The 24,353-nt window shown below is 71.9% G+C and carries 27 protein-coding genes and 1 riboswitch; of the genes, 17 read left to right on the top strand and 10 right to left on the bottom strand.

The window, feature by feature from the left end:
• Window positions 1-34: 34 nt before the first annotated feature.
• The 5 genes from ACQF4J_RS38545 to ACQF4J_RS38525 all read right to left on the bottom strand — a co-directional run bounded on the left by ACQF4J_RS38545 (window position 35) and on the right by ACQF4J_RS38525 (window position 3,576).
• Complete coding sequence (locus tag ACQF4J_RS38545) at window positions 35-709, bottom strand: urease accessory protein UreF (protein ID WP_427167825.1); 675 nt, start codon at window positions 707-709, stop codon at window positions 35-37.
• Window positions 709-2,430 carry an urease subunit alpha gene (locus ACQF4J_RS38540; protein ID WP_351564795.1) on the bottom strand — a complete coding sequence of 574 codons (1,722 nt, stop codon included), beginning with the start codon at window positions 2,428-2,430 and terminating at the stop codon, window positions 709-711. The genes ACQF4J_RS38545 and ACQF4J_RS38540 overlap by 1 nt, the downstream gene beginning before the upstream one ends.
• Window positions 2,423-2,734 carry an urease subunit beta gene (locus tag ACQF4J_RS38535; protein ID WP_200699239.1) on the bottom strand — a complete coding sequence of 104 codons (312 nt, stop codon included), beginning with the start codon at window positions 2,732-2,734 and terminating at the stop codon, window positions 2,423-2,425. Before ACQF4J_RS38535 ends, ACQF4J_RS38540 begins: the two co-directional genes overlap by 8 nt.
• A 13-nt stretch (window positions 2,735-2,747) precedes the next feature.
• A complete protein-coding gene (locus ACQF4J_RS38530; protein ID WP_103838990.1) occupies window positions 2,748-3,050 on the bottom strand; it encodes an urease subunit gamma in 303 nt (100 codons plus the stop codon).
• 247 nt (window positions 3,051-3,297) lie between these two features.
• Complete coding sequence (locus ACQF4J_RS38525) at window positions 3,298-3,576, bottom strand: type II toxin-antitoxin system Phd/YefM family antitoxin (RefSeq protein WP_351564791.1); 279 nt, start codon at window positions 3,574-3,576, stop codon at window positions 3,298-3,300.
• Window positions 3,577-3,664: 88 nt separating this feature from the next.
• Between ACQF4J_RS38525 and ACQF4J_RS38520 the strand changes: the two genes are divergently transcribed.
• The 3 genes from ACQF4J_RS38520 (at window position 3,665) to ACQF4J_RS38510 (ending at window position 5,606) form a co-directional block, all read left to right on the top strand.
• Entirely contained in the window at window positions 3,665-4,300 is a 636-nt protein-coding gene (locus tag ACQF4J_RS38520; protein WP_351564788.1) for an ATP-dependent Clp protease proteolytic subunit, read from the top strand.
• A 7-nt stretch (window positions 4,301-4,307) separates the two neighbouring features.
• Entirely contained in the window at window positions 4,308-4,616 is a 309-nt protein-coding gene (locus ACQF4J_RS38515; RefSeq protein WP_351564785.1) for a hypothetical protein, read from the top strand.
• Window positions 4,617-4,933: 317 nt separating this feature from the next.
• A riboswitch (cyclic di-AMP (ydaO/yuaA leader) is annotated at window positions 4,934-5,129 on the top strand.
• Window positions 5,130-5,132: 3 nt separating this feature from the next.
• The gene (locus ACQF4J_RS38510; RefSeq protein ID WP_351564782.1) at window positions 5,133-5,606 is read left to right on the top strand and encodes a C40 family peptidase; all 474 of its coding nucleotides are present in this window, start codon (window positions 5,133-5,135) and stop codon (window positions 5,604-5,606) included.
• 93 nt (window positions 5,607-5,699) lie between these two features.
• On the opposite strand, the gene ACQF4J_RS38505 is transcribed toward ACQF4J_RS38510, so the two are convergent.
• Window positions 5,700-6,155 carry an ATP-binding protein gene (locus ACQF4J_RS38505; RefSeq protein WP_351564779.1) on the bottom strand — a complete coding sequence of 152 codons (456 nt, stop codon included), beginning with the start codon at window positions 6,153-6,155 and terminating at the stop codon, window positions 5,700-5,702.
• Window positions 6,156-6,368: 213 nt separating this feature from the next.
• Here ACQF4J_RS38505 and ACQF4J_RS38500 point away from each other — a divergent pair, with 213 nt between their 5' ends.
• A complete protein-coding gene (locus ACQF4J_RS38500; RefSeq protein WP_351564776.1) occupies window positions 6,369-7,220 on the top strand; it encodes a helix-turn-helix domain-containing protein in 852 nt (283 codons plus the stop codon).
• Window positions 7,221-7,239: 19 nt separating this feature from the next.
• The gene (locus tag ACQF4J_RS38495) at window positions 7,240-7,467 is read left to right on the top strand and encodes a DUF397 domain-containing protein (RefSeq protein ID WP_351564768.1); all 228 of its coding nucleotides are present in this window, start codon (window positions 7,240-7,242) and stop codon (window positions 7,465-7,467) included.
• 41 nt (window positions 7,468-7,508) lie between these two features.
• Here the strand turns inward: ACQF4J_RS38495 and ACQF4J_RS38490 are convergent, their stop codons facing one another.
• The gene (locus ACQF4J_RS38490; protein ID WP_351564765.1) at window positions 7,509-8,636 is read right to left on the bottom strand and encodes an 8-amino-7-oxononanoate synthase; all 1,128 of its coding nucleotides are present in this window, start codon (window positions 8,634-8,636) and stop codon (window positions 7,509-7,511) included.
• Between the two features lie 148 nt (window positions 8,637-8,784).
• Between ACQF4J_RS38490 and bioB the strand changes: the two genes are divergently transcribed.
• The 3 genes from bioB to bioD are packed head-to-tail and all read left to right on the top strand — an operon-like array spanning window position 8,785 to window position 12,020.
• Window positions 8,785-10,029: a biotin synthase BioB gene (gene bioB / locus ACQF4J_RS38485; protein ID WP_427167824.1), complete on the top strand. Its 1,245-nt coding sequence runs from the start codon at window positions 8,785-8,787 to the stop codon at window positions 10,027-10,029.
• On the top strand, window positions 10,022-11,302 hold the full coding sequence (locus ACQF4J_RS38480; RefSeq protein ID WP_351564760.1) for an adenosylmethionine--8-amino-7-oxononanoate transaminase: 1,281 nt from the start codon (window positions 10,022-10,024) through the stop codon (window positions 11,300-11,302). Before bioB ends, ACQF4J_RS38480 begins: the two co-directional genes overlap by 8 nt.
• 1 nt (window position 11,303) lies before the next feature.
• Window positions 11,304-12,020 carry a dethiobiotin synthase gene (bioD, locus tag ACQF4J_RS38475; RefSeq protein ID WP_351802683.1) on the top strand — a complete coding sequence of 239 codons (717 nt, stop codon included), beginning with the start codon at window positions 11,304-11,306 and terminating at the stop codon, window positions 12,018-12,020.
• 37 nt (window positions 12,021-12,057) lie between these two features.
• Here the strand turns inward: bioD and ACQF4J_RS38470 are convergent, their stop codons facing one another.
• Entirely contained in the window at window positions 12,058-14,277 is a 2,220-nt protein-coding gene (locus tag ACQF4J_RS38470; RefSeq protein WP_427168669.1) for a LuxR C-terminal-related transcriptional regulator, read from the bottom strand.
• A gap of 119 nt (window positions 14,278-14,396) precedes the next feature.
• Between ACQF4J_RS38470 and ACQF4J_RS38465 the strand changes: the two genes are divergently transcribed.
• Both ACQF4J_RS38465 and ACQF4J_RS38460 read left to right on the top strand, forming a co-directional pair.
• Complete coding sequence (locus ACQF4J_RS38465) at window positions 14,397-15,083, top strand: esterase/lipase family protein (RefSeq protein ID WP_351564754.1); 687 nt, start codon at window positions 14,397-14,399, stop codon at window positions 15,081-15,083.
• Between the two features lie 72 nt (window positions 15,084-15,155).
• A complete protein-coding gene (locus tag ACQF4J_RS38460; RefSeq protein WP_351564751.1) occupies window positions 15,156-15,848 on the top strand; it encodes a class I SAM-dependent methyltransferase in 693 nt (230 codons plus the stop codon).
• 1 nt (window position 15,849) lies between these two features.
• Here the strand turns inward: ACQF4J_RS38460 and ACQF4J_RS38455 are convergent, their stop codons facing one another.
• Together ACQF4J_RS38455 and ACQF4J_RS38450 are read right to left on the bottom strand one after the other, a co-directional pair.
• A complete protein-coding gene (locus ACQF4J_RS38455; protein ID WP_351564748.1) occupies window positions 15,850-16,224 on the bottom strand; it encodes a fic family toxin-antitoxin system, toxin component in 375 nt (124 codons plus the stop codon).
• Between the two features lie 4 nt (window positions 16,225-16,228).
• The gene (locus ACQF4J_RS38450; protein WP_351564745.1) at window positions 16,229-16,468 is read right to left on the bottom strand and encodes a toxin-antitoxin system HicB family antitoxin; all 240 of its coding nucleotides are present in this window, start codon (window positions 16,466-16,468) and stop codon (window positions 16,229-16,231) included.
• Between the two features lie 195 nt (window positions 16,469-16,663).
• On the opposite strand from ACQF4J_RS38450, the gene ACQF4J_RS38445 reads away from it, so the two are divergent.
• From ACQF4J_RS38445 to ACQF4J_RS38415, 7 genes are all read left to right on the top strand, one after another.
• The gene (locus tag ACQF4J_RS38445; RefSeq protein WP_427167823.1) at window positions 16,664-17,470 is read left to right on the top strand and encodes an ABC transporter ATP-binding protein; all 807 of its coding nucleotides are present in this window, start codon (window positions 16,664-16,666) and stop codon (window positions 17,468-17,470) included.
• Window positions 17,471-17,475: 5 nt separating this feature from the next.
• The gene (locus tag ACQF4J_RS38440) at window positions 17,476-20,043 is read left to right on the top strand and encodes an ABC transporter permease (protein ID WP_351564739.1); all 2,568 of its coding nucleotides are present in this window, start codon (window positions 17,476-17,478) and stop codon (window positions 20,041-20,043) included.
• Window positions 20,044-20,137: 94 nt separating this feature from the next.
• The gene (locus ACQF4J_RS38435) at window positions 20,138-20,563 is read left to right on the top strand and encodes a GNAT family N-acetyltransferase (RefSeq protein ID WP_351802687.1); all 426 of its coding nucleotides are present in this window, start codon (window positions 20,138-20,140) and stop codon (window positions 20,561-20,563) included.
• A gap of 186 nt (window positions 20,564-20,749) precedes the next feature.
• Window positions 20,750-22,096 carry a hemolysin family protein gene (locus ACQF4J_RS38430; protein WP_427167822.1) on the top strand — a complete coding sequence of 449 codons (1,347 nt, stop codon included), beginning with the start codon at window positions 20,750-20,752 and terminating at the stop codon, window positions 22,094-22,096.
• Window positions 22,093-23,106 carry a hemolysin family protein gene (locus ACQF4J_RS38425; RefSeq protein WP_351564730.1) on the top strand — a complete coding sequence of 338 codons (1,014 nt, stop codon included), beginning with the start codon at window positions 22,093-22,095 and terminating at the stop codon, window positions 23,104-23,106. The genes ACQF4J_RS38430 and ACQF4J_RS38425 overlap by 4 nt, the downstream gene beginning before the upstream one ends.
• 67 nt (window positions 23,107-23,173) lie before the next feature.
• Window positions 23,174-23,947, top strand: a complete 774-nt coding sequence (locus tag ACQF4J_RS38420) for an SGNH/GDSL hydrolase family protein (RefSeq protein ID WP_351564727.1) — start codon at window positions 23,174-23,176, stop codon at window positions 23,945-23,947.
• Window positions 23,948-23,953: 6 nt separating this feature from the next.
• Complete coding sequence (locus ACQF4J_RS38415; RefSeq protein WP_351564724.1) at window positions 23,954-24,298, top strand: DUF4326 domain-containing protein; 345 nt, start codon at window positions 23,954-23,956, stop codon at window positions 24,296-24,298.
• The last annotated feature ends 55 nt before the right edge of the window (window positions 24,299-24,353 follow it).

Raw genomic sequence — 24,353 nt, 5'->3', positions numbered from 1 at the left:
GGGGTGACTCCTACGGTCTTCGGGACGTGAGGGACTACGAGGCGAACAGCCGCACGGCCCAGGCGGCGTGGACCTCCGCGCCGATCTCCAGCAGCGGCGCGGACCCGGCGGGCAACGCGTCGACTCCCTCGTCGAGCACCCTCCGGGCCGCCTCGACCGCCCGATCGGCCACCCGGTCGATCTCCGGCGCCAGCCGGGCCAGCACCCCGGTGGCATCGAACGGATCGAGGCTCAGCAACCGCACCGTGGCACTCGCCGGCCCGCTCACGCTTTCGTACGCAGCGCAGTGGGCGGCGTCGACGGGCTCCAGACCGGCCGCCCGGGCCACCAGCCCCAACACCACCGGCTGATGGGCGCCCTTCGGGAACCGCATTGCCAGGGAGTCGAGTTCGTCCGACGGCCAGGTGGCACGGGCGGCCCTCGTCAGCTGCCGGCCCAGCCTGCGCGCGGCGACACGGAGCGCGGGAGACGGCGTCCGGGCATCCGCGGCCGCGTCCAACTCCCCCGCGTCCGCGCCGAGTACGGCGGCCGCGGCCAGCGAGGCCGCGACCAGGCCGGCCGTGTGCAGCCGTCCCCGGCAGAAGCCCTCCAGGCTCGCGGCCCCGGTGATCCGGCCCGCCTTCACCGCGGCCTCGGCCCCGCCGGAGTGCGCGTGCCCTCCGGCGGGAAACCGGCCGTCCGCCAGCACGAGAAGCCCCGCCCTGGACATCAGAACAGGAAGTAACGCTGGGCCATGGGCAGTTCGGCGGCGGGCGTGGCTTCGACCAGCTCGCCGTCGATGCGCACCGCGAAGCTGTCGGGATCGACCTCCACGCGTGGCCGCGCGTCGTTCTCCCGCATGTCGGCCTTGGTGACCCCACGCGTCGACTCGATGGCCACGAACCGCTTCCCGAGCTGCAACCGCTCCGGCAGCCCGTCCTCGACGGCGAGCGGGGCGACGAAGTTGAACGAGTTCGCGGCGGGCGCCCGCCCGATCGCCCCGTACATCGGCCGGGGCAGGATCGGCTGCGGCGTCGGGATGGAGGCGTTCGCGTCGCCCATCTGCGCGTAGGCGATCTGGCCGCCCTTGATCACGAGGTGCGGCTTGACGCCGAAGAACGCCGGCTCCCACAGCACCAGGTCGGCGAGCTTCCCGGTCTCCACCGAGCCGATCTCGCGGGCCAGTCCCTGCGCGAGGGCCGGGTTGATCGTGTACTTGGCGACATACCGGCGTACCCGGTGGTTGTCGGCCCGGCCGTCGCCGGGCAGCGCCCCCCGCCGCCGCTTCATCACGTGCGCCGTCTGCCAGGTCCGCAGGACGACCTCGCCGACCCGGCCCATGGCCTGGGAGTCGGAGGAGATGATCGAGATGGCGCCCAGGTCGTGCAGGATGTCCTCCGCCCCGATCGTCGAGGGGCGGATGCGCGACTCGGCGAAGGCGAGGTCCTCCGGCACCGCCGGGTTGAGGTGGTGGCAGACCATCAGCATGTCGAGGTGCTCCTCGGCGGTGTTGACGGTGAACGGCCGCGTCGGGTTCGTCGAGCTCGGCAGCACGTGCGGCTCGGAGACGACGGTCATGATGTCGGGCGCGTGCCCGCCGCCCGCGCCCTCGGTGTGGTACGCGTGGATGCCGCGGCCGTTGATCGCGGCGAGGGTGTCGCCGACGAACCCGGCCTCGTTCAAGGTGTCGGTGTGGATGGCGACCTGGATGCCGGTCCGGTCGGCCACCGTCAGCGAGGCGTCGATGACCGCCGGGGTCGAGCCCCAGTCCTCGTGCAGCTTCAGTCCCAGCGCGCCGCCGCGGATCTGCGACAGCATCGCCTCGTGCGAGACGGTGTTGCCCTTGCCGAGGAAGCCGATGTTGAGCGGGTACTGCTCCATCGCCTCCAGCATGCGCGCGAGGTGCCAGGGTCCGGGCGTGACCGTCGTGGCCTTGGAGCCCTCGGCCGGGCCCGTGCCGCCGCCCACCAGCGTCGTGACACCGGCGGACAGCGCCTCGTCGGCGATCTGCGGGCAGATGAAGTGCACGTGCGCGTCGACCGCGCCCGCGGTCAGGATGCGCCCGTTGCCGGCGATGACCTCGGTCTCCGGGCCGATCACCAGGTCCGGGTGGACCCCGTCCATGGTGTCGGGGTTGCCCGCCTTGCCGATCCCGGTGATCCGGCCGTCCCGGATGCCGACGTCGGCCTTGACGATCCCCCAGTGGTCGATGATCACCGCGCCGGTGACGACCGTGTCCGGGGTGCCCTCCGCGCGGGTGGCACGCGACTGGCCCATGGACTCGCGGATGACCTTGCCGCCGCCGAACACCGCCTCCTCACCGGCGAGCCCGGGCCCGCCGGAACGGTCCTCCTCGATCTCGACGATCAGATCGGTGTCCGCGAGCCGGATGCGGTCTCCGGTGGTCGGGCCGAACAGGTCGGCGTACGCGGCACGCGAGATCTCAGGCATCGAGGGCACCTCCGGTCTCCCCGCGCAGGCCGGGCACGACACGGGCGCCGGCGAGAGGGACGAGTTCGACGTCGACGGGGATGCCGGGCTCGAAGCGCACGGCCGTACCGGCGGCGATGTTGAGCCGCTTGCCGCGGGCGGCGGCGCGGTCGAAGTCCAGGCCGGGGTTGGCCTCGGCGAAGTGGTAGTGGGAGCCGACCTGTACGGGCCGGTCGGCGGCGTTGAGGACGGTCAGGCGGGTAACCTCGCGGCCCGCGTTGTAGACGATCGGGTCCTCGGCGAAGAGGATCTCTCCGGGAATCACGGCGCCTCCCCCGTCAGACGATCGGGTCGTGGACGGTGACGAGCTTGGTGCCGTCGGGGAAGGTGGCCTCGACCTGGACGTCGTGGATCATCTCGGGCACGCCTTCCATGACGTCGTCCCGGGTGAGCAGCTTGCGTCCGGAGGCCATGAGCTCGGCGACGGTGCGGCCGTCCCGGGCGCCCTCGAGGATGTGCGACGTGATGAGGGCGACCGCCTCGGGATGGTTGAGCTTCAGCCCCCGGGCCCGGCGCTTCTCCGCCACGTCGGCCGCCACATGGATGAGCAGCCTCTCTTGCTCGTGCGGGGTCAGTTGCACGTCCCACCTCACAGTCTCGCTCCGGACCGTGCGGGCCCGGTTGCCGCGGCCACGGGGCAAAATCCCTGGTGGCGTGGATGGGCAGGCTAGTTGGGTGGGATTTCAAACACGTTAAACGTATACGGGCGGCCGTCACCGGAGCGCGGTCCCGGCGTCCAGGAGGGCCCGGTCCCGCCGTCCGGGAGGGCCCGGTAACGGCGTCCAGGAGGGCCCGGTAACGGCGTCCAGGAGGGCCCGGTAACGGCGCTTAGGAGGCCCCGGTCCCGCGGTGGTGCGCCGCTATGCCGAAGCGCTGCTGTTCGCGGGGAGCGGACGCGACGTCGCGCACGTTCGACACCGAGCTGATCACCTGCTCCTCGTCGGGCTCCTGGAGCTTCTCGAGCCGTTCCAGGTCGGCGGCGGAGACGAGGGCGACGAGGGGCTTGCCGTGCCGTGTCACGACGACGCGTTCGCCGCCGTACACCACCCGGTTGATCAGATCGGCGAGCTCAGCCCTGGCTTGCGTCACCGGAATCTCGTAGGCCATACCCCCATCATAACGTCACGTACATCCTGTACATTTTTTACAGAGACAGCCCGGCGAGAGATCGCGCTGCCGCGAGAAGGGGTACGCCATGACCCGACCGTCCGCCCGCTACGTCCTGCCCGAGTTCACCGAGCGCACGAGCTTCGGGCACAAGACGATGGATCCGTACTCGAAGCTGCTGGAGGAACGGATCGTCTTCCTGGGTACGCAGATCGACGACACCTCCGCCAACGATGTGATGGCGCAGTTCATGCACCTCGAGTACCAGGACCCGGACCGGGACATCTCGCTGTACATCAACTCCCCGGGCGGCTCGTTCACCGCCATGTCGGCGATCTACGACACGATGCAGTACGTCGGCTGCGACGTGGAGACGATCTGTCTGGGGCAGGCGGGCTCCTCGGCGGCGTTGCTGCTGGCGGCGGGGACGCCGGGCAAGCGGTCCGCGCTGCCGGGCGCGCGCATGGTCCTCCGTCAGCCCGCGCTGTACGAACCGGTGCAGGGACAGGCCAGCGACCTGGCCATCCAGGCCGACGAGCTGTCGCGGCTGCGGTCCCGCCTGGAGGAGATGCTGGTGCGGCACACGGGGCGGTCCCGGGAGCAGGTGGCCGAGGACATCGAGCGGGACAAGATCCTCGACGCCCGGGAGGCCGTGGAGTACGGGCTGGTGGACCGGATCGTCCCCAGCCGCAGGTCCACCTTCGCGCCACCCACGGGGAGGTGAGCGGCCGGTGCTTCCACCCGAGCTCCCGCCGCTGCCCGCCCTCACGCGTGCCGAGGGCGAGTTGATCGACCGTTACCTCGACGTGGTCGACCTGCTCGGCCGCATCAACCCCGCGCACCACGGTGACACGTACCGAGGACTGCGCGCGGCTCAGGCGCTGGTGACCAAGGCGGCCGAACTGCGCGACGCCCTGGTGCTGATGCACCAGCGGGGGGAGACCGAACTGCACGCCCCCACGCTGGGCCGGGCCATGCGGGTGCTGGACGGTGAGCGGCGCACGGCGCGGGTCATCGTGCCGCCGCGGTCCGACAGTTGATCCGAGCGTCCGGACCGAGGCTGAAACGCACCAAACGGCGTACCCCCTTTTGGAGTAGACGCGGCTGCTGTTTCGGGACCCCTCCGGTTGCGCAACACGCGTAGCCGAGGGGCGGAATGGGACGTTCCGCCGCTGGTCCGGGGCTCCTCGGACTCGCGACGGCTGTTCGAAAAACAGGGTGTCCACCCGAACGGGTGAGTGGTGAGTAACGCCACAAATCCCCGATTCCATTGGGATTTTCGGACATCCGTGAGTCAAGATCCCTGTCTGACGACAAGCCCCCGCCGCAGCGGCGGGGCGATCCGGGCGGACGCCGAGTCCTGCCGCCGCCTGGATGACCGGTCGACAGGAGTGGATCGGCAGGAGTGGAGGACCCAAGCACGACGGGTCGCCGGCACGGTCACGCCATGACCGTTCCGAGCAGCCCTTGGGGTGAAGCCGCGCATGCGGCCGGGCAACTTCGCCAGCCCGAATCCGACAGGTCATCCTTCACAGGCGGCTGACGAAGGGTTGCGCATGACTGCGCTCAATCGTGTCCCGTCGCTGATGGTCCGGGCCGGCACGGCCTCGGCTCTCACCCTCGCCGCCGTGGGCGGCTCCGTCGTGATCCCGGGCGTCGCCGCCGACGCCTCGGCCGCGACGACGGCGACGAAGGCACTTCAGGTAGCGGCGTCCAAAAAGGGATCCCCGTACAAGTGGGGCGCCACCGGACCGCGCCGCTTCGACTGCTCAGGGCTCACGCTGTACTCGTTCAAGAAGGCCGGCAAGACACTGCCTCGAACGGCGGCCCAGCAGTACAACAAGACCCACCACATCTCCGCGAGCCACCGCAAGGCCGGAGACCTGGTGTTCTTCCACTCGGGATCGAACGTCTACCACGTGGGCATCTACGCCGGGAAGGGGAAGATCTGGCACGCCCCGAAGACCGGGGACGTCGTGAAGCTCCAGAAGATCTGGACCCGCAGCGTCTGGTACGGCCGGGTCAGCTGACTCTCCCGTGGGGGCGGCGGCCTCCTGACCTGCCGTCACCCCCACGGGGCTCCACATTCCGCACCCAGGCGCATCGCGCCTGGGCGTCTTGGTTCACGGCTCCTGCTGCCCCGCCGTGACGGGCTGGGCCGGAACGGTCCACGGCAGTTCGATGGAGACCGTCTTGCCGCCCTCTCTCGTGGGCCGCACTCGCAGCCTGCCGCCGCACTCGGCCGCCAGCCAGCGGATGATCACCATGCCCCGTCCGTTGTCCTGCTGGACCGCGGCCGGGAGCCGCTTGGGGAAGCGCGGATGGCTGTCGGTGACGCCGATGCGCAGTTGCTCGTCACGCTCCAGTCGCAGGTCCACCGTGAAGGTGGGAGACTGCCCGAAGGTGTGCTGTACCGCGTTGGTGGCCAGTTCGGAGACAATGAGGCGGATCGTCTCGGCCGCCTCGGTGTGGGCGGGCAGACCCCATTCCACCAGTGTGGTGACCACGTAGCCGCGGGCGGCGGAGACCGAGGCCGGCTCGCTCGGCAGAGTGACGGATGCTTCCAGGTGGTCTGCCATGACGACGTCGTCCCTTTCCCGCGGGACCGGAGTCCGACATGGAGCGGATGGTTCGAGTACGGTCCCGGACTGGTGCTTCTTCGCCAGACTGCCATTACCGCGACGGTCACGGGTGGCGATCCACCAAGATATGCATATATCTGTCGCTCAAAACGGTGAACTCTACGACCTGAGACCGTATTTGGGCGCCCCGGAAGGAGTAAGGAGTACCGCATGCAGAACGGTCCCGCGGTGCGCCGCCGCAAGCTGGGCGCCGAACTGCGCGCCCTGCGCACGGGGGCGGGTCTCACCAGTGGCGAGGCGGCCCGGCTCGTGGGCTGGCACCAGTCCAAGGTGAGCCGGATCGAGACCGGCGCCAGCGGGGTGAAACCGGCCGATGTGCGGTTACTTCTCGACGCCTACGCCGTCGCGGACTCCCAACTGCGCGAGTTGCTTTTGGTGTTGGCGGGCTCCGACGAGGGCGTCGGGCGGCACCACTGGTGGCACGCCTATCGCGGAATTCTCCCGCCCACCTATCGAGACTTCATCAGCCTCGAGTCGCAGGCGAGCGCGATGCGCACGCTGGAGACGTCCGTCGTGCCCGGTCTGCTGCAAACGCCCGAATACGCGCGTGCGGTCACCAGGGCGGCGGTCGACGGACTGGACGACGAACGGCTGGACGCTCTGGTCGAGGTGCGGCTGGCCCGGCAGGACGTACTGCGTTCGGATCCGCCGTTGAGGCTGGCAGCGGTCCTGGACGAGGCGGTTCTGCACCGGGAGATCGGCGGTCCGGACGTCATGGCACGGCAACGGGAACGGCTTCTGGAAGCGGCCCGTCTGCCCCAAGTGCGGCTTCAGGTACTGCCGTTCGCTGCCGGGGCACATGTCGGCGTCACAGGCCCTTTCGTAATCTTCTCATTTTCGAGCACTTCTGATCTGGACGTGGTTGTTCTCGACCACTTGACGAGTAGCCTCTACCTCGAACGGAAAGAAGACCTGGAGGCGTATACACAGGCCTTCAACGCCCTTCGGATTCACGCCCTTTCACCCGAGGACTCGTTGGATTACATCGCCGCGACAGTTTGACGGCGCGTAAGGAGGCACCATGTCAGCTCTGCCTCGGAACGTACCTTCCAGCACCGAAGTGCACGGCGTGCGGTGGCTGCGCAGCAGCTACAGCACGGGAGCGAACAACTGCGTCGAGACGGCACTGCCGCACTCCGGCCCGTGGGCCGGACTGCTCGCGGTGCGCGACTCGAAGGACACCGCTGGGCCCGCGCTGCTCTTCTCCCCCGAGAGCTGGGCGGGCTTCCTCACGGTCGTCCGGTCCTGATCAGTCCGTGATCGCGCGGCACACTGCCGTGTCACGCCGACTCATGGTCGCGTCTCGCCGATCACCCTCACCGCGTGTTCGATCAGTGCCCCGGAGAGGTCCGCGCGGGCGGTCAGCCTGAGCCGTGAGATGCCGTCGGGAACGGAAGGAGGACGGAAGCAGCCCACGGCGAGGCCTGCCGAACGGCAGTCGGCCGCCCATCGCACGGCCCCCTCCGGGGACGGCGCGCGCACCGAGACCACCGCGGCGTCCGGACGCACCGCCTCGTGGCCCGCGGCGGTCAGCCGCGCGTGGAGTTCCGCCGCCACCGCGCGTGCCCGCGCCGCCCGCTCGGGCTCGCGGCGCAGCAGCCGCAGCGCGGCCAGGGCCGCCCCCGCCGCCGCGGGCGCCAGACCCGTGTCGAAGATGAACGTCCGGGCCGCGTTGACCAGGTGTTCGATCACCTTGGCCGGGCCGAGCACCACTCCGCCCTGACTGCCCAGCGACTTGGACAGCGTGGCCGTCACGACCACGTCGGCGTCGCCCGCGAGGCCCGACGCCCACGCGGCACCCCGGCCCCCGTCGCCCAGGACGCCGAGCCCGTGCGCGTCGTCGACCAGCAGACCCGCGCCCCGCTCCCGGCAGGCGGCGGCGAACGCGGCCAGCGGGGCCGCGTCCCCGTCGACCGAGAAGACCGTGTCGGAGACGACGACGGCCGGGCCGTCGTGCGTCCGCAGCGCCTTGCGCACCGCCTCCGGGTCCGAGTGGGGCACGACCTGCGTGCCGCCCCGGGCCAGCCGGCAGCCGTCGATCAGCGAGGCGTGGTTGCCCGCGTCGGAGACGATCAGCGAGCCGTGCGGGGCCAGCGCGGTGACGGCGGCGAGGTTGGCCGCGTAGCCGGAGGAGAAGACCAGCGCCGCCTCGAAGCCGCAGAAGTCGGCCAGTTCCCGCTCCAGCTCGGCGTGCAGTTCCGTCGTACCGGTGACGAGGCGGGAGCCGGTGGAGCCGCCACCCCAGGTCCGGGCGGCCTCGGCCGCGCCCTCGGCGACCTCGGGATGGTGGGTCAGCCCCAGGTAGTCGTTGCTCGCGAGGTCGAGGAGCGGCGAGTCGGCCGGGCGCGGACGCAGCCGCCGTACGAGCCCGGCTCGGCGGCGCAGCTCCGCCTGCTCGTCGATCCAGCCGAACGCCATGACTCCTCCGGGTGCTTTTGTAGGCAGTGGACAGACACTAGCCGGACCGTCCGCACCCCATGATGTGGCAATACCCACACGTCGAAGCGCACGTCTTGTTCAATCTCTCCTTGGCCCGGAGCGGCTCCGTAGGACAGGATCGGCTCTCATGGACCTGCTGAACACGCTGGTGGACAAGGGGCTTCGGCGCGAGCTGCCGACCCGCGAGGAAGCTCTGGCCGTCCTCGCCACTTCCGACGACGACGTGCTCGATGTGGTGGCCGCGGCCGGGAAGGTGCGCCGGCACTGGTTCGGGCGCCGGGTGAAACTCAACTACCTCGTCAACCTCAAGTCAGGGCTCTGTCCGGAGGACTGCTCCTACTGCTCCCAGCGGCTCGGCTCCAGCACCGGCATCCTCAAGTACACCTGGCTCAAGCCGGAGCAGGCCTCCGAGGCCGCCGCTGCCGGTCTGGCGGGCGGCGCCAAGCGGGTGTGCCTGGTGGCGTCCGGGCGCGGTCCGACCGACCGTGACGTGGACCGGGTCGCGGGCACCATCAAGGCGATCAAGGAGCAGAACGAGGGCGTCGAGGTGTGCGCCTGCCTCGGTCTGCTCTCCGACGGCCAGGCCGAGCGGCTGCGCGAGGCGGGCGCGGACGCCTACAACCACAACCTCAACACGTCGGAGTCGACGTACGGCGACATCACGACCACGCACACCTACGCCGACCGCGTCGACACCGTGAACAAGGCGCACGCGGCGGGTCTGTCCGCCTGCTCCGGCCTGATCGCGGGCATGGGCGAGAGCGACGAGGACCTGGTCGACGTGGTCTTCTCGCTGCGGGCGCTGGACCCGGACTCGGTGCCGGTCAACTTCCTCATCCCGGTCGAGGGCACCCCGCTGGCCGAGGAGTGGAACCTCACCCCGCAGCGCTGTCTGCGCATCCTGGCGATGGTCCGCTTCGTCTGCCCCGACATCGAGGTGCGCATCGCGGGCGGCCGCGAGGTCCATCTGCGCTCGATGCAGCCGGTCGCCCTGCACCTGGCCAACTCGATCTTCCTCGGCGACTACCTCACCACCGAGGGCCAGGCGGGCAAGGCCGACCTGGAGATGATCGCGGACGCCGGTTTCGAGGTGGAGGGCGCCGACCAGGTGACCCTGCCCGAGCACCGGGTGCACGCGGGCGGGGGCTGCGGGTCGCACGGGGACGCCGGCTGCGGGTCGCACGGGGACGCCGGCTGCGGGTCGCACGAGGGCGCCGGGTGCGGGTCGCACGAGGGCGCCGGGTGCGGGTCGCACGAGGGCGCCGCGGTGTGCGGTACGGCCGCTGCCGTGCCGGCGGCCAACGAGCCCCGCACCGACCTGGTCGCCGTACGTCGGCGTGGTGCCGGAACGGACCTCGCGCCCAATGCCTGACCTGCCCGTCTCCGAGCTGCTGGAGCTCGACCGGCGGCATGTGTGGCATCCGTACGGGCCGATGCCCGGACGGGTCGAACCGCTCGTCGTCGAGGCCGCGAGCGGGGTGCGGCTGCGCCTGGCGGACGGTTCGGGCGAGCTGGTCGACGGCATGTCGTCCTGGTGGTCGGCGATCCACGGCTACAACCACCCGGTGCTCAACGAGGCCGCGCGCGAGCAGCTGGGCCGGATGAGCCACGTGATGTTCGGCGGGCTCACCCACGAGCCCGCCGTACGGCTCGCGAAGCTCCTTGTCGACATGTCGCCCGACGGCCTGGAGCACGTCTTCCTCGCCGACTCCGGTTCGGTGTCTGTCGAGGTCGCGGTGAAGATGTGCCTGCAGTACTGGCGGTCCCTGGGCCGGACCGGCAAGCAGCGCCTGCTGACCTGGCGCGGCGGCTACCACGGCGACACCTGGCAGCCGATGTCGGTGTGCGACCCCGAGGGCGGGATGCACGAGCTGTGGACGGGGGTGCTGCCCCGGCAGGTGTTCGTCGACGCGCCTCCGGCCGAGTACGAGGAGGCGTACGCCGAGTCGCTGCGCTCGGCGATCGCCGAGCACGCCGACGAGCTGGCCGCGGTGATCGTCGAGCCGGTGGTGCAGGGCGCGGGCGGGATGCGGTTCCACTCCCCCGCCTATCTGCGGGTGCTGCGCGAGGCGTGCGACGCGCACGACGTGCTTCTCGTGTTCGACGAGATCGCCACCGGTTTCGGCCGCACGGGCGCGCTGTTCGCGGCGGAGCACGCGGCGGTGACGCCGGACGTGATGTGCGTCGGCAAGGCGCTGACCGGCGGTTACCTGACGATGGCGGCGACGATGTGCACCGCGCGCGTGGCCGACGGCATCTCCCGGGGCGAGGTCCCGGTGCTCGCCCACGGCCCGACCTTCATGGGCAACCCCCTCGCGGCGTCCGTCGCCTGCGCCTCGGTCGAGCTGCTGCTGGGCCAGGACTGGCTCGCGGAGGTCAAGCGGATCGAGTCGGGGCTGCGGGAGGGGCTGGCGCCGGCGCGCGAGCTGCCCGGGGTGCGGGACGTCCGCGTCCTGGGTGCCATCGGGGTCGTCCAGCTGGACCACGCGGTCGACATGAAGGCGGCCACCGACGCGGCCGTGCGCGAGGGCGTGTGGCTGCGGCCCTTCCGCGACCTGATCTACACGATGCCGCCGTACGTCACCGGGGACGGGGACGTGGCACGGATCGCGCGCGCGGTCTGCGCCGCGGCGCGGGAGGGATGACATGCCGGTACTGGTGATCACGGGCACGGGCACGGAGGTCGGCAAGACCGTCACGACGGCGGCCGTGGCCGCGGCGGCAGTCGCGGCAGGGCGTTCCGTGGCCGTGCTCAAGGCCGCGCAGACGGGCGTACGACCGGACGAGCGCGGGGACGCCGACGAGGTCGCGCGGCTCGCGGGAGCCGTGACGACGGCCGAACTGGCGCGCTATCCCGAGCCGTTGGCTCCGGCGACGGCGGCACGGCGGGCCGGTATGACCCCGGTGCGCCCGCAGGACGTCGCCGAGGCCGCCGGCAAACTGGCCGCGGAGCACGACCTGGTGCTGGTGGAGGGCGCCGGCGGGCTGCTCGTCCGGTTCGACGAGGCGGGCGGCACCCTGGCGGACGCGGCACAGCTGCTGCGCGCGCCGGTGCTGGTGGTGGCCACGGCAGGGCTGGGCACGCTGAACACGACGGAGCTGACGGCCCGTGAACTCCGCTCCCGTGGCGTGGAGTTGCTGGGTGTCGTCATCGGCGGCTGGCCCGACTCGCCGGACCTGGCGATGCGCTGCAACGTCACGGACCTGCCGGACGTCGCCGCGGCCCCGCTGCTGGGCGCCCTGCCGATGGGCGCGGGAGCGCTCGACCCCGCCGACTTCCGTGCCGCGGCGCCGGGTTGGCTGGCCCCGCGGCTGAACGGCAGTTGGGACGCGGAGGTGTTCCGGGGGCGTCAGGCTTCCTAGCGGTCCTGTCGTCAGGTCGCCGTGCGGCCCAAGGGCCCTACGGATCACTGTCCGCGAGCAGTCTCACCAGGTCGATCCGTGAGCGGATCCCCAACCGTTCGAACACGCCCCGCAGATGGTGGTCGATCGTGCGCGGGCTGAGGGCGAGGCGGGTGGCGATCTCCCGGTTGGTGGCGCCGTCGGCCGCCATGCGGGCGATCACCAGCTGCTGCGCGGTCAGGCGGCCGCCGGGGCCCTCGTCGGTCCGCTCCGGGGCGGCCGGAGCGCCGAGGGCGCGGAGTTCCGCGCGGGCCTGGACCGCGCAGTGCGGGGCGCCGAAGTGCTCGAACGCCTCCAGGGCGCTGTGCAGCCGGTCGCGGGCCTCGGTACGGCGGCGCAGTCGGCGCAGCGCGGCGCCGAACAGCAGCTCGGTCCGGGCGCGTTCGAAGTCGCGGGTTCCGCGGGCGTGCAGGTCGAGGGCCTCGTGGTAGAGGTCGACCGCCTCGGCGCCCGGCGCGAGCAGGGCGCGGCAGCGGGCGCTGAGGGCCAGTTCGTCGGGGCTGCGGACGGCCGTCGCCCAGCGGTCGTAGTCGGCGTGCGCGGCCCGGGCGACGCGGGTGTCGCCGGTCCGGACCGCGGCCTCCACGTAGTGCGGGGTGGCCAGGTGCCGGATGGCGCGGTGACCGTGGCCGGGGCCGAATCCGGCGAGGGCGCGCAGCCGGGCCGCGGCGCCGGCGAAGCGCCCCTCCGCGAGGTCGAGGAAGGCCAGCGCCCACTGGGCGAGCGCGGCGGGCAGGCCCAGGCCCCGGGAGAGGGCGTACGACCGTACGGCCGCCGCCCGTTCGCGGCAGACGTCCGCGGCACCGGTGACCGCGGCGTACATGGCGAGCGCGGCCTGCAGATGGCAGGCGCCGTTGTCCTGGCCGGAGGCGTACGCCTGCCGGAGGGCGTCCGTCGCGGCGGCCGCGCCGGCGTCCGGGCGGCCGGTCCAGAAGTCGGCGTAGGCGCGGAACTCCATGGCCTGCGCCACGGTGGCGGTCGCGCCCCGCGTCCGGGCGGAGGCGGCCGCGCGCACGGTGGCGGTGGCGGCGCGGGCGTGGTCGCCGAGCATGAGCGCGGCGATGCCGGCGTGCAGGAGCAGGGTGGGGTCGCCTCCGGGTCCACAGCGTCCGGCCGCCGCCTCCAGCAGGTCCCGCGCGTCCTCGTAGCGCCCCTCCACGGCGGCGACGAGTCCACCGAGCGCCCCGGGCGGTTCGATCCCGAGCCGATCGGCGACCCGAGCTGCCTCCCGACATCGCCGCAGGTCACCGGTGTAGATGACGGCCTCGGTGGCGCGGGCGAGGAGGTGGGCGGCGGCGGGGAGGCGGGCCGCGACGGCGGGCGCGGACGGGGAGTCGGTGCCGTGAGCGGGATCGTCGGCACGAGCGTCCCGGGCCGCCGCCGTCAGCAGCGCGTCGAAGGCCTCTGTGGCGTTCTCCGCGCGTAGCGCGAACAGGCCGGTGAGGGTGTCGTCGGCCGTCCCGGCACGAAGCAGCCCGCGGGCGCGGTCGGCGTCGCCGGACTGCCAGGCGTCGACGGCGGCGCGGGTGAGCAGACGGGCCTGCCGGGCGGGGTCGGGACAGAGTGCCGCGCCGCGTTCCGACAGGGCCCGGGCGAGCGTGAGCCGTCCGGTCGCGCGGGCCTGTCCGGCGGCCGCGTCCAGCTCCGCGACGAGCCGGCCGCTGGGTCCGAGGGCGCCCGCCGCCCGGTGCCAGGAGCGGCGCGGTGTCTCGCCGTCGCCGTTCAGGACGCGGGCGAGCAGCCGGTGGACCTCGCGCCGGTCCGACGGTGCCCCGGCCTCGTAGGCGGCGATCCTGGTCCAGGCGTCGCGGAAGACGACGCCGCCCGCACCGGCGTGCGCGATGCCGGCGGCCTCGGCGGCCTCCAGGGGGCGGGTGTCGAGGCGGGCGGCGGCGACGGCGCGCAGGAAGGCGTGGGTGGCGAGCGGGTACTGGTCGGCGGCGGCGAGGAGCAGCAGCAGGCGGCTGTCGTCGGGGAGCGCGCGGAGCTCGGCGCGCAGCGCCCGCAGCAACCGGGGTGCCTGCGAAGCGGGTTGAGTGGGGAGCGGGTCGAGGCCGGAGCGCTGGCGGTCGGTGAGGCGGGTCGCGAGTTCGGCGGCGGCGCGAGCGTCGCCGTACACGGCGTGCAGGACCCGTACGCGGACGCCCTCGGGGAGTTCGGACGCCGGGTGCGGCGGTGGCGAAGTGCGGGGAAGAGGCGGGGGGTTCACCGGAGTCACCACACAATTGACGTTACTGGCGGGTTACTTGAATCGTAAAGACCGGCGATCTCACCGATGCGGCGCGCGTAGACCCGAGCCGACACTCCTGACGAACCCCACCCGTGTCAGGAGGCATCATGCAGCGCCACACGCGTCGTATCGCCACGGCACTGTCGGCCGTGGCCGCATCGCTCCTTCTGTCCCTCCCCCTCACCGCCGCCCCCGCCCGGGCGGCGACCCACAACCCCGTCGTCTTCGTGCACGGCCTGAGCAGTGACGCGAGCAGCTGGGACGACTGGATCGCGGACTTCGAGGCGGACGGCTACTCGTCCTCCGAGCTGGACGCGTTCTCGTACGACTGGTCGCAGTCGAACGCCACCACGGCCCAGCAGCTGGCCACCGAGGTCAAGAACGTGCTCGCGAGAACCGGTGCCTCGAAGGTGGACCTGGTCGTCCATTCCATGGGCGCGATGTCCTCCCGCTACTACCTCAAGAACCTGGGCGGGACGTCGTACGTCGACGACTTCGTCTCCGTCGCAGGCGTCAACCACGGCACGTCCGTGGCCTCTTGGTGTGCCTGGCTGTACACGTCCTGCAAGGAGATGCAGACGGGCAGCTCCTTCCTGACCGCGCTGAACTCCGGCGACGAGACACCGGGCGCCGTGTCCTACGCGAGCTACTGGTCCGACTGCGACAGCGCGGTCGTCCCCAACAGCTCGGCGCTCCTGAGCGGCGCGACCAACGTCGACGCCGGCTGCATCTCGCACACCGACATGAACAACGACCCCGGCGTGTACCAGCAGGTGCGGAACTTCGTCGCCTGACCTGCGGCGGGGGTGCGCGGGGCCCGATCGGGGGACAATCGCGGTAAGGCCCGTCCGGTGGAGGAGGTCCCCATGCCGCTACGGTCGCCCGGTTCCGCGAGGCCGTTTCCGGACCCCGTGCACCACCCGCTGTTCGCCCGTTACTACGCCCGCGCCAGCGTCGCCGCCGAGACCCGGCTGGGGATGGGCGTCATCCGCGACCGTCTGCTGGCCGGGCTGTCGGGGCGGGTGATCGAGATCGGCGCGGGCAACGGACTCAACTTCGCGCGCTATCCGCGTACGGTCTCGGAGGTCGTGGCCATCGAACCGGAGCGCCGGCTGCGGCAGTTGGCCGTCGAGAACGCGCTGCGCGCCGACGTCCCGGTGGACGTGGCGCCGGGTGCCGCGGAGGCGCTGCCCGTCAAGAGCGAGGCGTTCGACGCGGTGGTGCTGTCGCTGGTGCTGTGCAGCGTGCGGGACGTGCCGCGGGCGCTCTCGGAGATACGGCGGGTGCTGCGACCGGGCGGTGTCGTGCGGTTCTTCGAGCACGGCCGGGGCGGCGGAGCGGCGATGCACTTCACCCAGCGCGCCCTGGACCGCACACTGTGGCCACCGCTGAGCGGCGGCTGCCATCTGGCCCGCGACCCGGTCGCCGCCCTGCGCGAGGCCGGCTTCGAACTCGGCCCCTACCGGCGGCTGTTGATGCCGGAGACCGGTCCCACGCTGCCCACCTCCTACTGCGTGCTGGGCACCGCGTGGCGCCCGGAACGCGAGACGGCAGCCTGACTCACATCGTCCAGCCGCGCAGTTCGGCCGCGATGTCGTACACCGTGGCGTTGCCGCGCTTGACCATGCGGGCCAGATCCCGGACCTGCGTCGGCGAGGTGGAGACCCGCAGTCCGCTGGCGACCAGGTAGGCGTAGGCCACCGCCGAGGCGAAGAGGGCGTTCGAGCGCTCCAACGCGGGGATGTGGATGAGCAGTTGGAGGAGGGCGGCGGCCCGTGCGTGCGGATTGTCGTAGACGGGGACGTCGAATATCTCGGCCTCGTGGCGGGCCACGGCGGCGACGAGGGCGCCCCAGTCGATGACCTGGGGATCCCCGGGCGTCCGCTGCTCGGCGAGCATGAGCAGCCAGGCGAGATCGATGCTGAGGTTGTTCAAGGGATCAGCGGCGACCTTCGCGCGGGGCCTCGTTCTCGCCGCCGAACTCCTCCGCGAAGACGGACTCGTACTGCTTCATGAAGTCGGCGGCGGCCTCGACGAACGTCTGGCCGACCTCTCCGGTGTCCTGTCTCACCAGTTCCTCGATGTAGCGGTTGACGCTCATGCCCCGGGCCAGGGCACGCTCACGGGCGGCGCGGGCCGTGCCCTCGTCCACTCTCACGTTCAACTGGGTCTTCGCCATACCTCGAAGCTAGCGCCGAACCGCTAGCACGGCAAGGGTCCTCCCACGGATGGAGGATGCCCCTTACATCCGTATCAGGGGCCCGACCTGCGGTGGAGACCACCCGGGACCTTCGGCGGATTTCCGCCGCGAGTGGCTCACACTAACCTCGGCCACGACGAGGAGTCGCACGTCCACGTGAGCGAGGAGGCAGCCTTGTCCACACCTGCTGCGGAGCACGCCCCGGGCCAGGCGCCGGCCGACGGGATCGCGGCCCGCGCCCGCGGTCTGACCAAGGCGTACGGCTCCGGCGAGACGACCGTCCTGGCCCTCGACTCGGTGGACGTGGACATCGCGCGCGGCCGCTTCACGGCGGTCATGGGCCCGTCGGGCTCGGGGAAGTCCACCCTGATGCACTGCCTGGCCGGGCTCGACACGGTCTCGGCCGGCCAGGTCTGGCTCGGCGACACCAAGATCACCGGACTGAAGGACCGCGAGCTGACCCGGCTCCGGCGGGACCGGATCGGCTTCATGTTCCAGTCGTTCAACCTGATCCCGACGCTGAACGCGGCCGAGAACATCACCCTGCCCATGGACATCGCCGGCAAGAAGCCCGACGAGAAGTGGCTGGACCAGGTCATCGACACGCTGGGGCTGCGGGACCGCCTCAAGCACCGGCCCGCCGAGCTGTCCGGCGGCCAGCAGCAGCGCGTCGCCTGCGCGCGGGCGCTGGCCTCCCGACCGGAGCTGATCTTCGCGGACGAGCCGACCGGCAACCTGGACTCGCGGGCCGGCCTCGAGGTGCTCGCCTTCCTGCGCCAGGCCGTCGACGAGCTGGGGCAGACCGTCGTCATGGTCACGCACGACCCCGGCGCCGCCGCCCACTCCGATCTGGTGCTGTTCCTCGGGGACGGGCGGATCGTGGACGAGATGGAACGGCCGACGGCGGAGGCGGTGCTGGAGCGCATGAAGCGGTTCGACGTCATCCGCAGCCAGTTCGAGGACACGGACGGACAGGAGTAGGGCCCGTGCTGAAGGCGACGCTCCGGAGCTTCCTCGCACACAAGGGCCGGCTGCTGCTGTCGGCCCTCGCGATCATCCTGTCCGTGGCGTTCGTCGCGGGCAGCCTGATCTTCTCCGACACGGTCACCCGCACCTTCGACCGTCTCTTCGCCCACACGTCGGCCGACGTCACCGTCCAGCCCAAGAAGGACCTGAAGTCGTCGGTGCCCACCGGCGAGACCCAGACGGTGCCCTCGGCGCTCGCGAAGCGGCTGGCGACCGTCCAGGGCGTGAAGTCCGCGCACGCCGACGTCGGTGTCGAGAACATCACCATCGTCGACCGGCACAACAAGTCGGTGGGACCGACCAGCGGCGCCCCCACCATCGCCACGGACTGGTACCTCACCTCCCGCAGCCCCGTGAAGCTGACCTCCGGCGACGCGCCGCACGGCCCCGGCGAGGCCCTCCTGGACGCGGACACCGCAGACAAGAAGCACGTGCGCATCGGCGACCCGCTCACGGTGATGGCCCAGCCCGGCACGTTCAAGGTCCGGGTCACCGGCATCGCCACCTTCACCACCACCAACCCCGGTGCCGCCCTGGTCTATCTGGACCCCGACGTCGCCGCCGTGAAACTGCTCGGCTCGGCGGACCGGGCGACGAGCATCTCCGTGGACGCGGCGAAGGGCGTCAGCGACGCGCAGCTCAAGTCCCGCGTCCTCGCCGTGACCGGTACCGGCGCCTACGACGTGAAGACGGCCGACGAGCAGGCCAAGTCCTCGGCCGAGCAACTCGGCGGCTTCCTCGACGTCATCAAGTACGTGATGCTCGGCTTCGCGGGGATCGCGGTGCTCGTCGGGATCTTCCTGATCGTCAACACCTTCTCGATGCTGATCGCCCAGCGCACCCGTGAACTGGGCCTGCTGCGGGCCCTCGGCGCCGACCGGCGGCAGGTGCGGCGCTCGGTGCTCACCGAGGCGGTCCTGCTCGGCCTGGTCGGCTCCACGCTCGGCCTCGCGGCCGGCATCGGACTGGCCGCCGGGCTGATCAAGCTCATGGGCACGTTCGGGATGAACCTCAAGACCACCGAGATGGTCGTCGGCTGGGGCACTCCCGTGGCGGCCTACGTCGTCGGCATCGGCGTCACCTTCGTTGCGGCCTACCTCCCGGCGCGGCGGGCGGCGGGTGTCTCCCCGATGGCCGCGCTCGCGGACGCCGAGACCGCCGGGATCGGCCGGCCGCTGCGGACCCGGGCGGTCGTCGGCTCGGTCGTCGGCGCGCTCGGTGCGGCGGCCCTGGCGGGCTGCGCCGCCTCCTCGAAGACGGCCTCGGCGGCCTCCCTGCTGGGGCTCGGCGTCGTTCTGACGCTGATCGCGACCGTGGTCGCCGGTCCGCTGCTGGTGCGTCCGGTGATCCGGGTCCTCGGCGGCGCCTTCCCGGCACTGTTCGGCTCGGTCGGCCGCATGAGCCAGCGCAACGCCCTGCGCAACCCCCGCCGTACCGGCGCCACCGCGGCCGCCCTCATGGTCGGCCTGGCCCTGGTGGGCGGGATGTCGGTGGCGAGCGCGTCGATGTCCAAGTCCTTCGACCGGCAGATCGACAAGACGCTGGGCGCCGACTTCATGGTGCAGAACAGCAACTTCATGCCGTTCTCCCAGGAGGTCACCGACAAGGTGCGGGCCACGGACGGCGTCGGTCTCGTCGTACGGGAGCGGTTCACGGGGATCGCGGTACGGCTCCCCGACGGCAAGCGCGTCGAGACCACGGCGGCCGGATTCGACCAGCGCCTCGACGACGTCGCCCACATCACCTACGCGCAGGGCGACACGGCGGCCGCGCTGGCGGACGGCAACATCGCCATGGACCGCAAGTACGCGGAGGACCATCGGGTACGGCTGGGCAGCGTGCTCCCCGCGGAGTTCCCCGGCGGGCACACCGCCCAGGTGAAGGTGGCGGCCCTCACCGACCAGGAGGGCTCCAGCGGCTTCGGCAGCGAGGGCGGGCTCTTCCTCGGCATCGCCACGGTGGAGAAGTACGTCCCGGGCGGTCAGGACACGGTCCTGTACGTCAACCGTGCCGCCGGCACCGGCGCCGACCAGCTGCGCAAGAACCTGGAGACCACCCTCAAGCCGTACCCGCAGGTCCAGGTCCGCGACCAGGCCGACTACAAGAAGCTCATCCACGACCAGATCGCCGTGCTGCTGTACCTCGTCTACGCCCTGCTCGGCCTCGCGATCGTCATCGCGGTGCTCGGCGTGGTCAACACCCTCGCCCTGTCGGTCGTCGAGCGCACCCGCGAGATCGGCCTGCTGCGGGCGATCGGGCTCGCGCGGCGGCAGCTGCGCCGGATGATCCGGCTGGAGTCGGTGGTGATCGCGGTCTTCGGCGCGGTCCTGGGCCTGGCGCTCGGCCTGGTGTGGGGCGTGTGCACCCAGCAGGTCCTGGCGCTGCAGGGCATGAAGGCCCTGGCCGTCCCGTGGGGCACGATCGTCGCGGTGGTGGTCGGCTCGGCGGTGGTGGGCATCGTGGCGGCCCTGCTGCCCGCGCTGCGCGCCTCCCGGATGAACGTGCTGGCGGCCATCGCGCACGAGTGACGGCGCACCGCCGCCGTCCCGGTCGCCTGCCACGGCGACCGTCCGGATGCTGGAATTCCGGGTCGGCGGCGGCCGTGACTGGTGGGATCGGTCCATGACCGATCTGCGGATACGAACCGCCGCCCCCGCCGACCTCGACGCCGTCCTGGCCTTCTGGAAGACGGCCGCCGAGGGTACGAGCATCAGCGACGACCGCGCCGGCGTGGAGCGGCTGGTCGAACGGGACCCCGAGGCGTTGATCCTGGCCGAGCGGGACGGCGAGCTCGTCGGCACGGTGATCGCCGGCTTCGACGGCTGGCGCTGCCATCTCTACCGGCTCGCCGTGCACCCCGACCGGCGCCGTCAGGGAATCGGCTCGGCTCTGCTGGCCGCGGCCGAGGAGCGGTTCGTACGGCTGGGCGGGCGGCGCGGGGACGCGATGGTGCTGGTGCGCAACGAGACGGGGCAGCGCGCCTGGCGGGCGGCCGGATACGCGCCCGAGGAGCAGTGGCGGCGCTGGGTGAAGCCGTTCACCGGCTGACCCCCGCCACAGCACTTTGCCCATCCTTTACCCTTGGGGGACCATTCGGTCCTCCCCGGAGGACCACCCGCTCCTTCATGAAAGGTGTGAGCGTCCGTCCATGGGCGAGCCTCCCAGTAGCACGCGTGGTGTTCGACATCGCGCGGTCCTCCCCACCCTGTCCGACGATGGGACGGAGGTGACCCGATGACCGAAGTGCTCCTCCTGCTGTTGGCGATCCTGCTCTCGCTCGCCTGCGGCGCCTTCGTCGCGGCCGAGTTCTCGCTGACCACCGTCGAGCGGGGCGAGCTGGAACGGGCCGTGGAGCGCGGCGAGCGGGGCGCGGCGGGCGCCCTGAAGGCCGTACGGAGCCTGACGTTCCAGCTCTCCGGCGCGCAGCTCGGCATCACCGTCACCAACCTGGTTGTCGGCATGCTCGCCGAACCGTCGATCGCGAAGCTGATCGCAGGCCCGCTGCAGGCGCTCGGCCTCTCCCCGTCCACCGCGAGCTCGCTCGCGCTGGTGCTCGGTACGGCCCTGTCGACCGTCTTCCTGATGGTCGTCGGCGAGCTCGTGCCGAAGAACTGGGCGATCTCCTCGCCGCTGGCCCTGGCCAAGCGGGTGGGCAATCCGCAGCGGTGGTTCAGTGCGGCCTTCCGGCCCTTCATCACCCACCTCAACAACACCGCGAACCGCGCGGTGCGCCGACTGGGCCTGGAGCCCATCGAGGAACTCGCCTCGGCGCGCAGCCCCAAGGAGCTGGTGGCGCTGGCCCGGCACTCCGCCCGGGAGGGTGCGCTGGAGGCGGACACCGCGGAGCTGTTCGTACGGACCCTGAACCTCGCCGACCTGACCGCGGAGAACGTGATGACCCCGCGCGTGCAGGTCATCGCCCTCGAAGCCCAGGCCACCTGCGAGGACGTGGCCAACGCGACGCGGGCGACCGGCCTGTCCCGCTTCCCCGTCTACCGTTCGAGCCTCGACTCGGTCGTGGGCACCGCCCACATCAAGGACGTGCTCGCGATACCCGCCGAGCGGCGCACGCACGTGCCGGTCTCCGAAGTGATGCGCGAACCCCTCCTGGTCCCCGAGTCCCTCACCGTGGACCGGCTCCTGGACCGGCTCTCCGGCAAGCGCACCATGGCCGTCGTCATCGACGAGTACGGCGGCACCGCGGGCGTCGCCACCCTGGAGGACATCGTCGAGGAGGTCGTCGGCGACGTACGCGACGAGCACGACCCGCACGAGACACCCGACCTGGCCCCGGCCGGCAGCGACGACGAGGGCCACGCCCTGTACTCCGCCGACGGCTCGGCCCGCATCGACCAGCTCGCCCGCGTCGGGCTGCGGGCCCCCGACGGCCCGTACGAGACGCTGGCCGGCCTGGTCGCGACCGAGCTCGGCCGGATCCCGGCCGTCGGCGACACCGTCCAGGTCAACGGCTGGCGGCTGGACGTGGTGGACGCCTCCGGCCGCCGGGCCGCACGGGTGCTGCTGCACGCCCCGTTCGACGACCACGCGGACGCAACAAGGCACGAGGAGGGGGCGCGATGACCGCCGTACAGCTGCTGATCGGTCTCGCGACCCTGGTCGTCAACGCCTTCTTCGTCGGCGCCGAGTTCGCGCTGATCTCCGTACGCCGGTCGCAGATCGAGCCGTACGCCGAGGAGGGCGACCGGCGCGCGAAGAGTGTGCTGTGGGGTCTGCAGCACGTGTCCGCGCTCATGGCGGCGGCACAGCTCGGCATCACGCTGTGCACGCTGGTCCTCGGTGTTGTCGCGGAACCGGCGATCGCCCATCTGCTGGAGCCGGTCTTCCACGCGGTGGGCGTCCCGCAGAGCGCCGGGCACGCGGTGTCCTTCGTGATCGCGCTGACCCTGGCCACCTATCTGCACATGCTGCTCGGCGAGATGGTGCCGAAGAACATCGCGCTCGCCGAGCCGGTGCGCAGCGCCCTGCTGCTCGGGCCGCCGCTGGTGGCCCTGTCCCGAGCCCTGCGGCCGGTGATCTTCGCGATCAACGCCTTCGCCAACGCCGTGCTGAAGCTGCTGCGGGTGGAGACCAGGGACGAGGTCGCGGCCACCTTCTCCGACGCCGAACTGATCCGCATCGTGCGGGACTCCGGTGAGGCGGGCCTGCTCGACGACCGGGCGCAGGAGCGGCTGCGGGACGCCCTGGAACTGGGCCGCCGGCCCGTGCGCGACGTCGTCCTGCCGCTGGAGCGCGTCGTCTACGCGCGCGTGGGCGTCACGCCCGAGGAACTGGAGCGGCTGTCGGCCGAGAGCGGCTTCTCCCGGTTCCCCGTGGTGGAGGAGAACCGCCGGATCGTCGGCTACCTGCATGTGAAGGACGCGCTGGACGCCTCGCCGCGGGACGTGCCGTTCCGGGTGCGGGACATGCGGCCCATCGCGCGCGTACGGGCGGGCACACCGCTGGACGACGTGCTCACCGCGATGCGGGGCAGCCGCACCCACCTGGCGGCCGTCCTCGGCGACGACGGACGGCTGGCGGGCCTGGTGACGATGGAGGACGTGCTCAGGGAGCTGTTCGGGCAGCCGGCCTGAGGCCATGTGGGCGGCGGGGAGGCCGACCGACCGACGGGTATGGAGGCGGGTTACCATTTCCGTCGCCATGCAGACGAACCCCACTCACACCAGCCTGGTCGCGGTCGGCGACTCCTTCACCGAGGGCATGTCGGACCTGCTGCCCGACGGCTCCTACCGCGGCTGGGCCGACCTGCTCGCGGGCCGGATGGCCGCCGTCACGCCCGGTTTCCGGTACGCCAACCTCGCGGTGCGCGGGAAACTGATCGGGCAGATCGTCGAGGAGCAGGTCGACGTGGCCGCGGCGATGCGGCCCGACGTGATCACGCTGGTGGGCGGGTTGAACGACACCCTGCGGCCCAAGTGCGACATGGGGCGGGTGCGGGACCTGCTGACCGAGGCCGTGGAGCGGCTGGCCCCGTCCTGCAAGCAGCTGGTGCTGATGCGCAGCCCGGGCCGCCAGGGGCCCGTCCTGGAGCGGTTCCGGCCGCGCATGGAGGAGCTGTTCGTCACAGTCGAGGAACTGGCCGCCCGGCACGACGCGCTCGTCGTCGACCTGTACGGGGCGCCCTCGCTCTCCGACCCCCGCCTGTGGGACGTCGACCGGCTGCATCTGACGGCCGAGGGACACCGCAGGGTCGCGGAGGCGGTCTGGCAGGGCCTCGGCTACGACCCCGAGGACACCGAGTGGCGCACGCCCATGGCGGCCACCGTGCCGCCCGGCTGGGTCGCCCGGCGCGTCGCGGACGCGCGGTTCGCCCGGCAGCATCTGCTGCCGTGGATCGGCCGCCGGCTGACCGGCCGCTCGTCGGGAGACGGACGGCCGCCGAAGCGCCCCGACCTGCTGCCGTACGAGGAGTAGACCGCGGTGCGCACGCGCGTGATCAACGTCAGGGGCCGACTCCACGAGTACGGCCCCCGGCTGGAGCACGCGCCCGCGGACCTCGTCTACGTCGGCCGCCGCTGGACCATGGGCGGCTGGGACCTGCCGAGGCACCCGCTGTACAACCCCTTCGCCTACGACACCGCCGAGCGCCGCAGGGACGGGACGCGGGCGGAGGTCATGGCCATGTACCGGGCGTATCTGCTGGAGCGGCCCGAACTGCTGGAGCTGGTACCGCCGTTGCGCGGCCGGACGCTGGCCTGCTGGTGCGCGCCCGAGCTCTGCCACGCGGACGTGCTGGCCGAGCTCGCCGACACGCAGGCGGCGTGACGGGCGTCTCGTAGCATCCGACGAACAGGGTCCTGGCGCTGGCCTGCACGAATCG

The organism is Streptomyces sp. C1-1, assembly GCF_050214755.1.
Lineage (GTDB): Bacteria > Actinomycetota > Actinomycetes > Streptomycetales > Streptomycetaceae > Streptomyces.
This window is presented reverse-complemented; position numbering and strand designations above follow the sequence as displayed.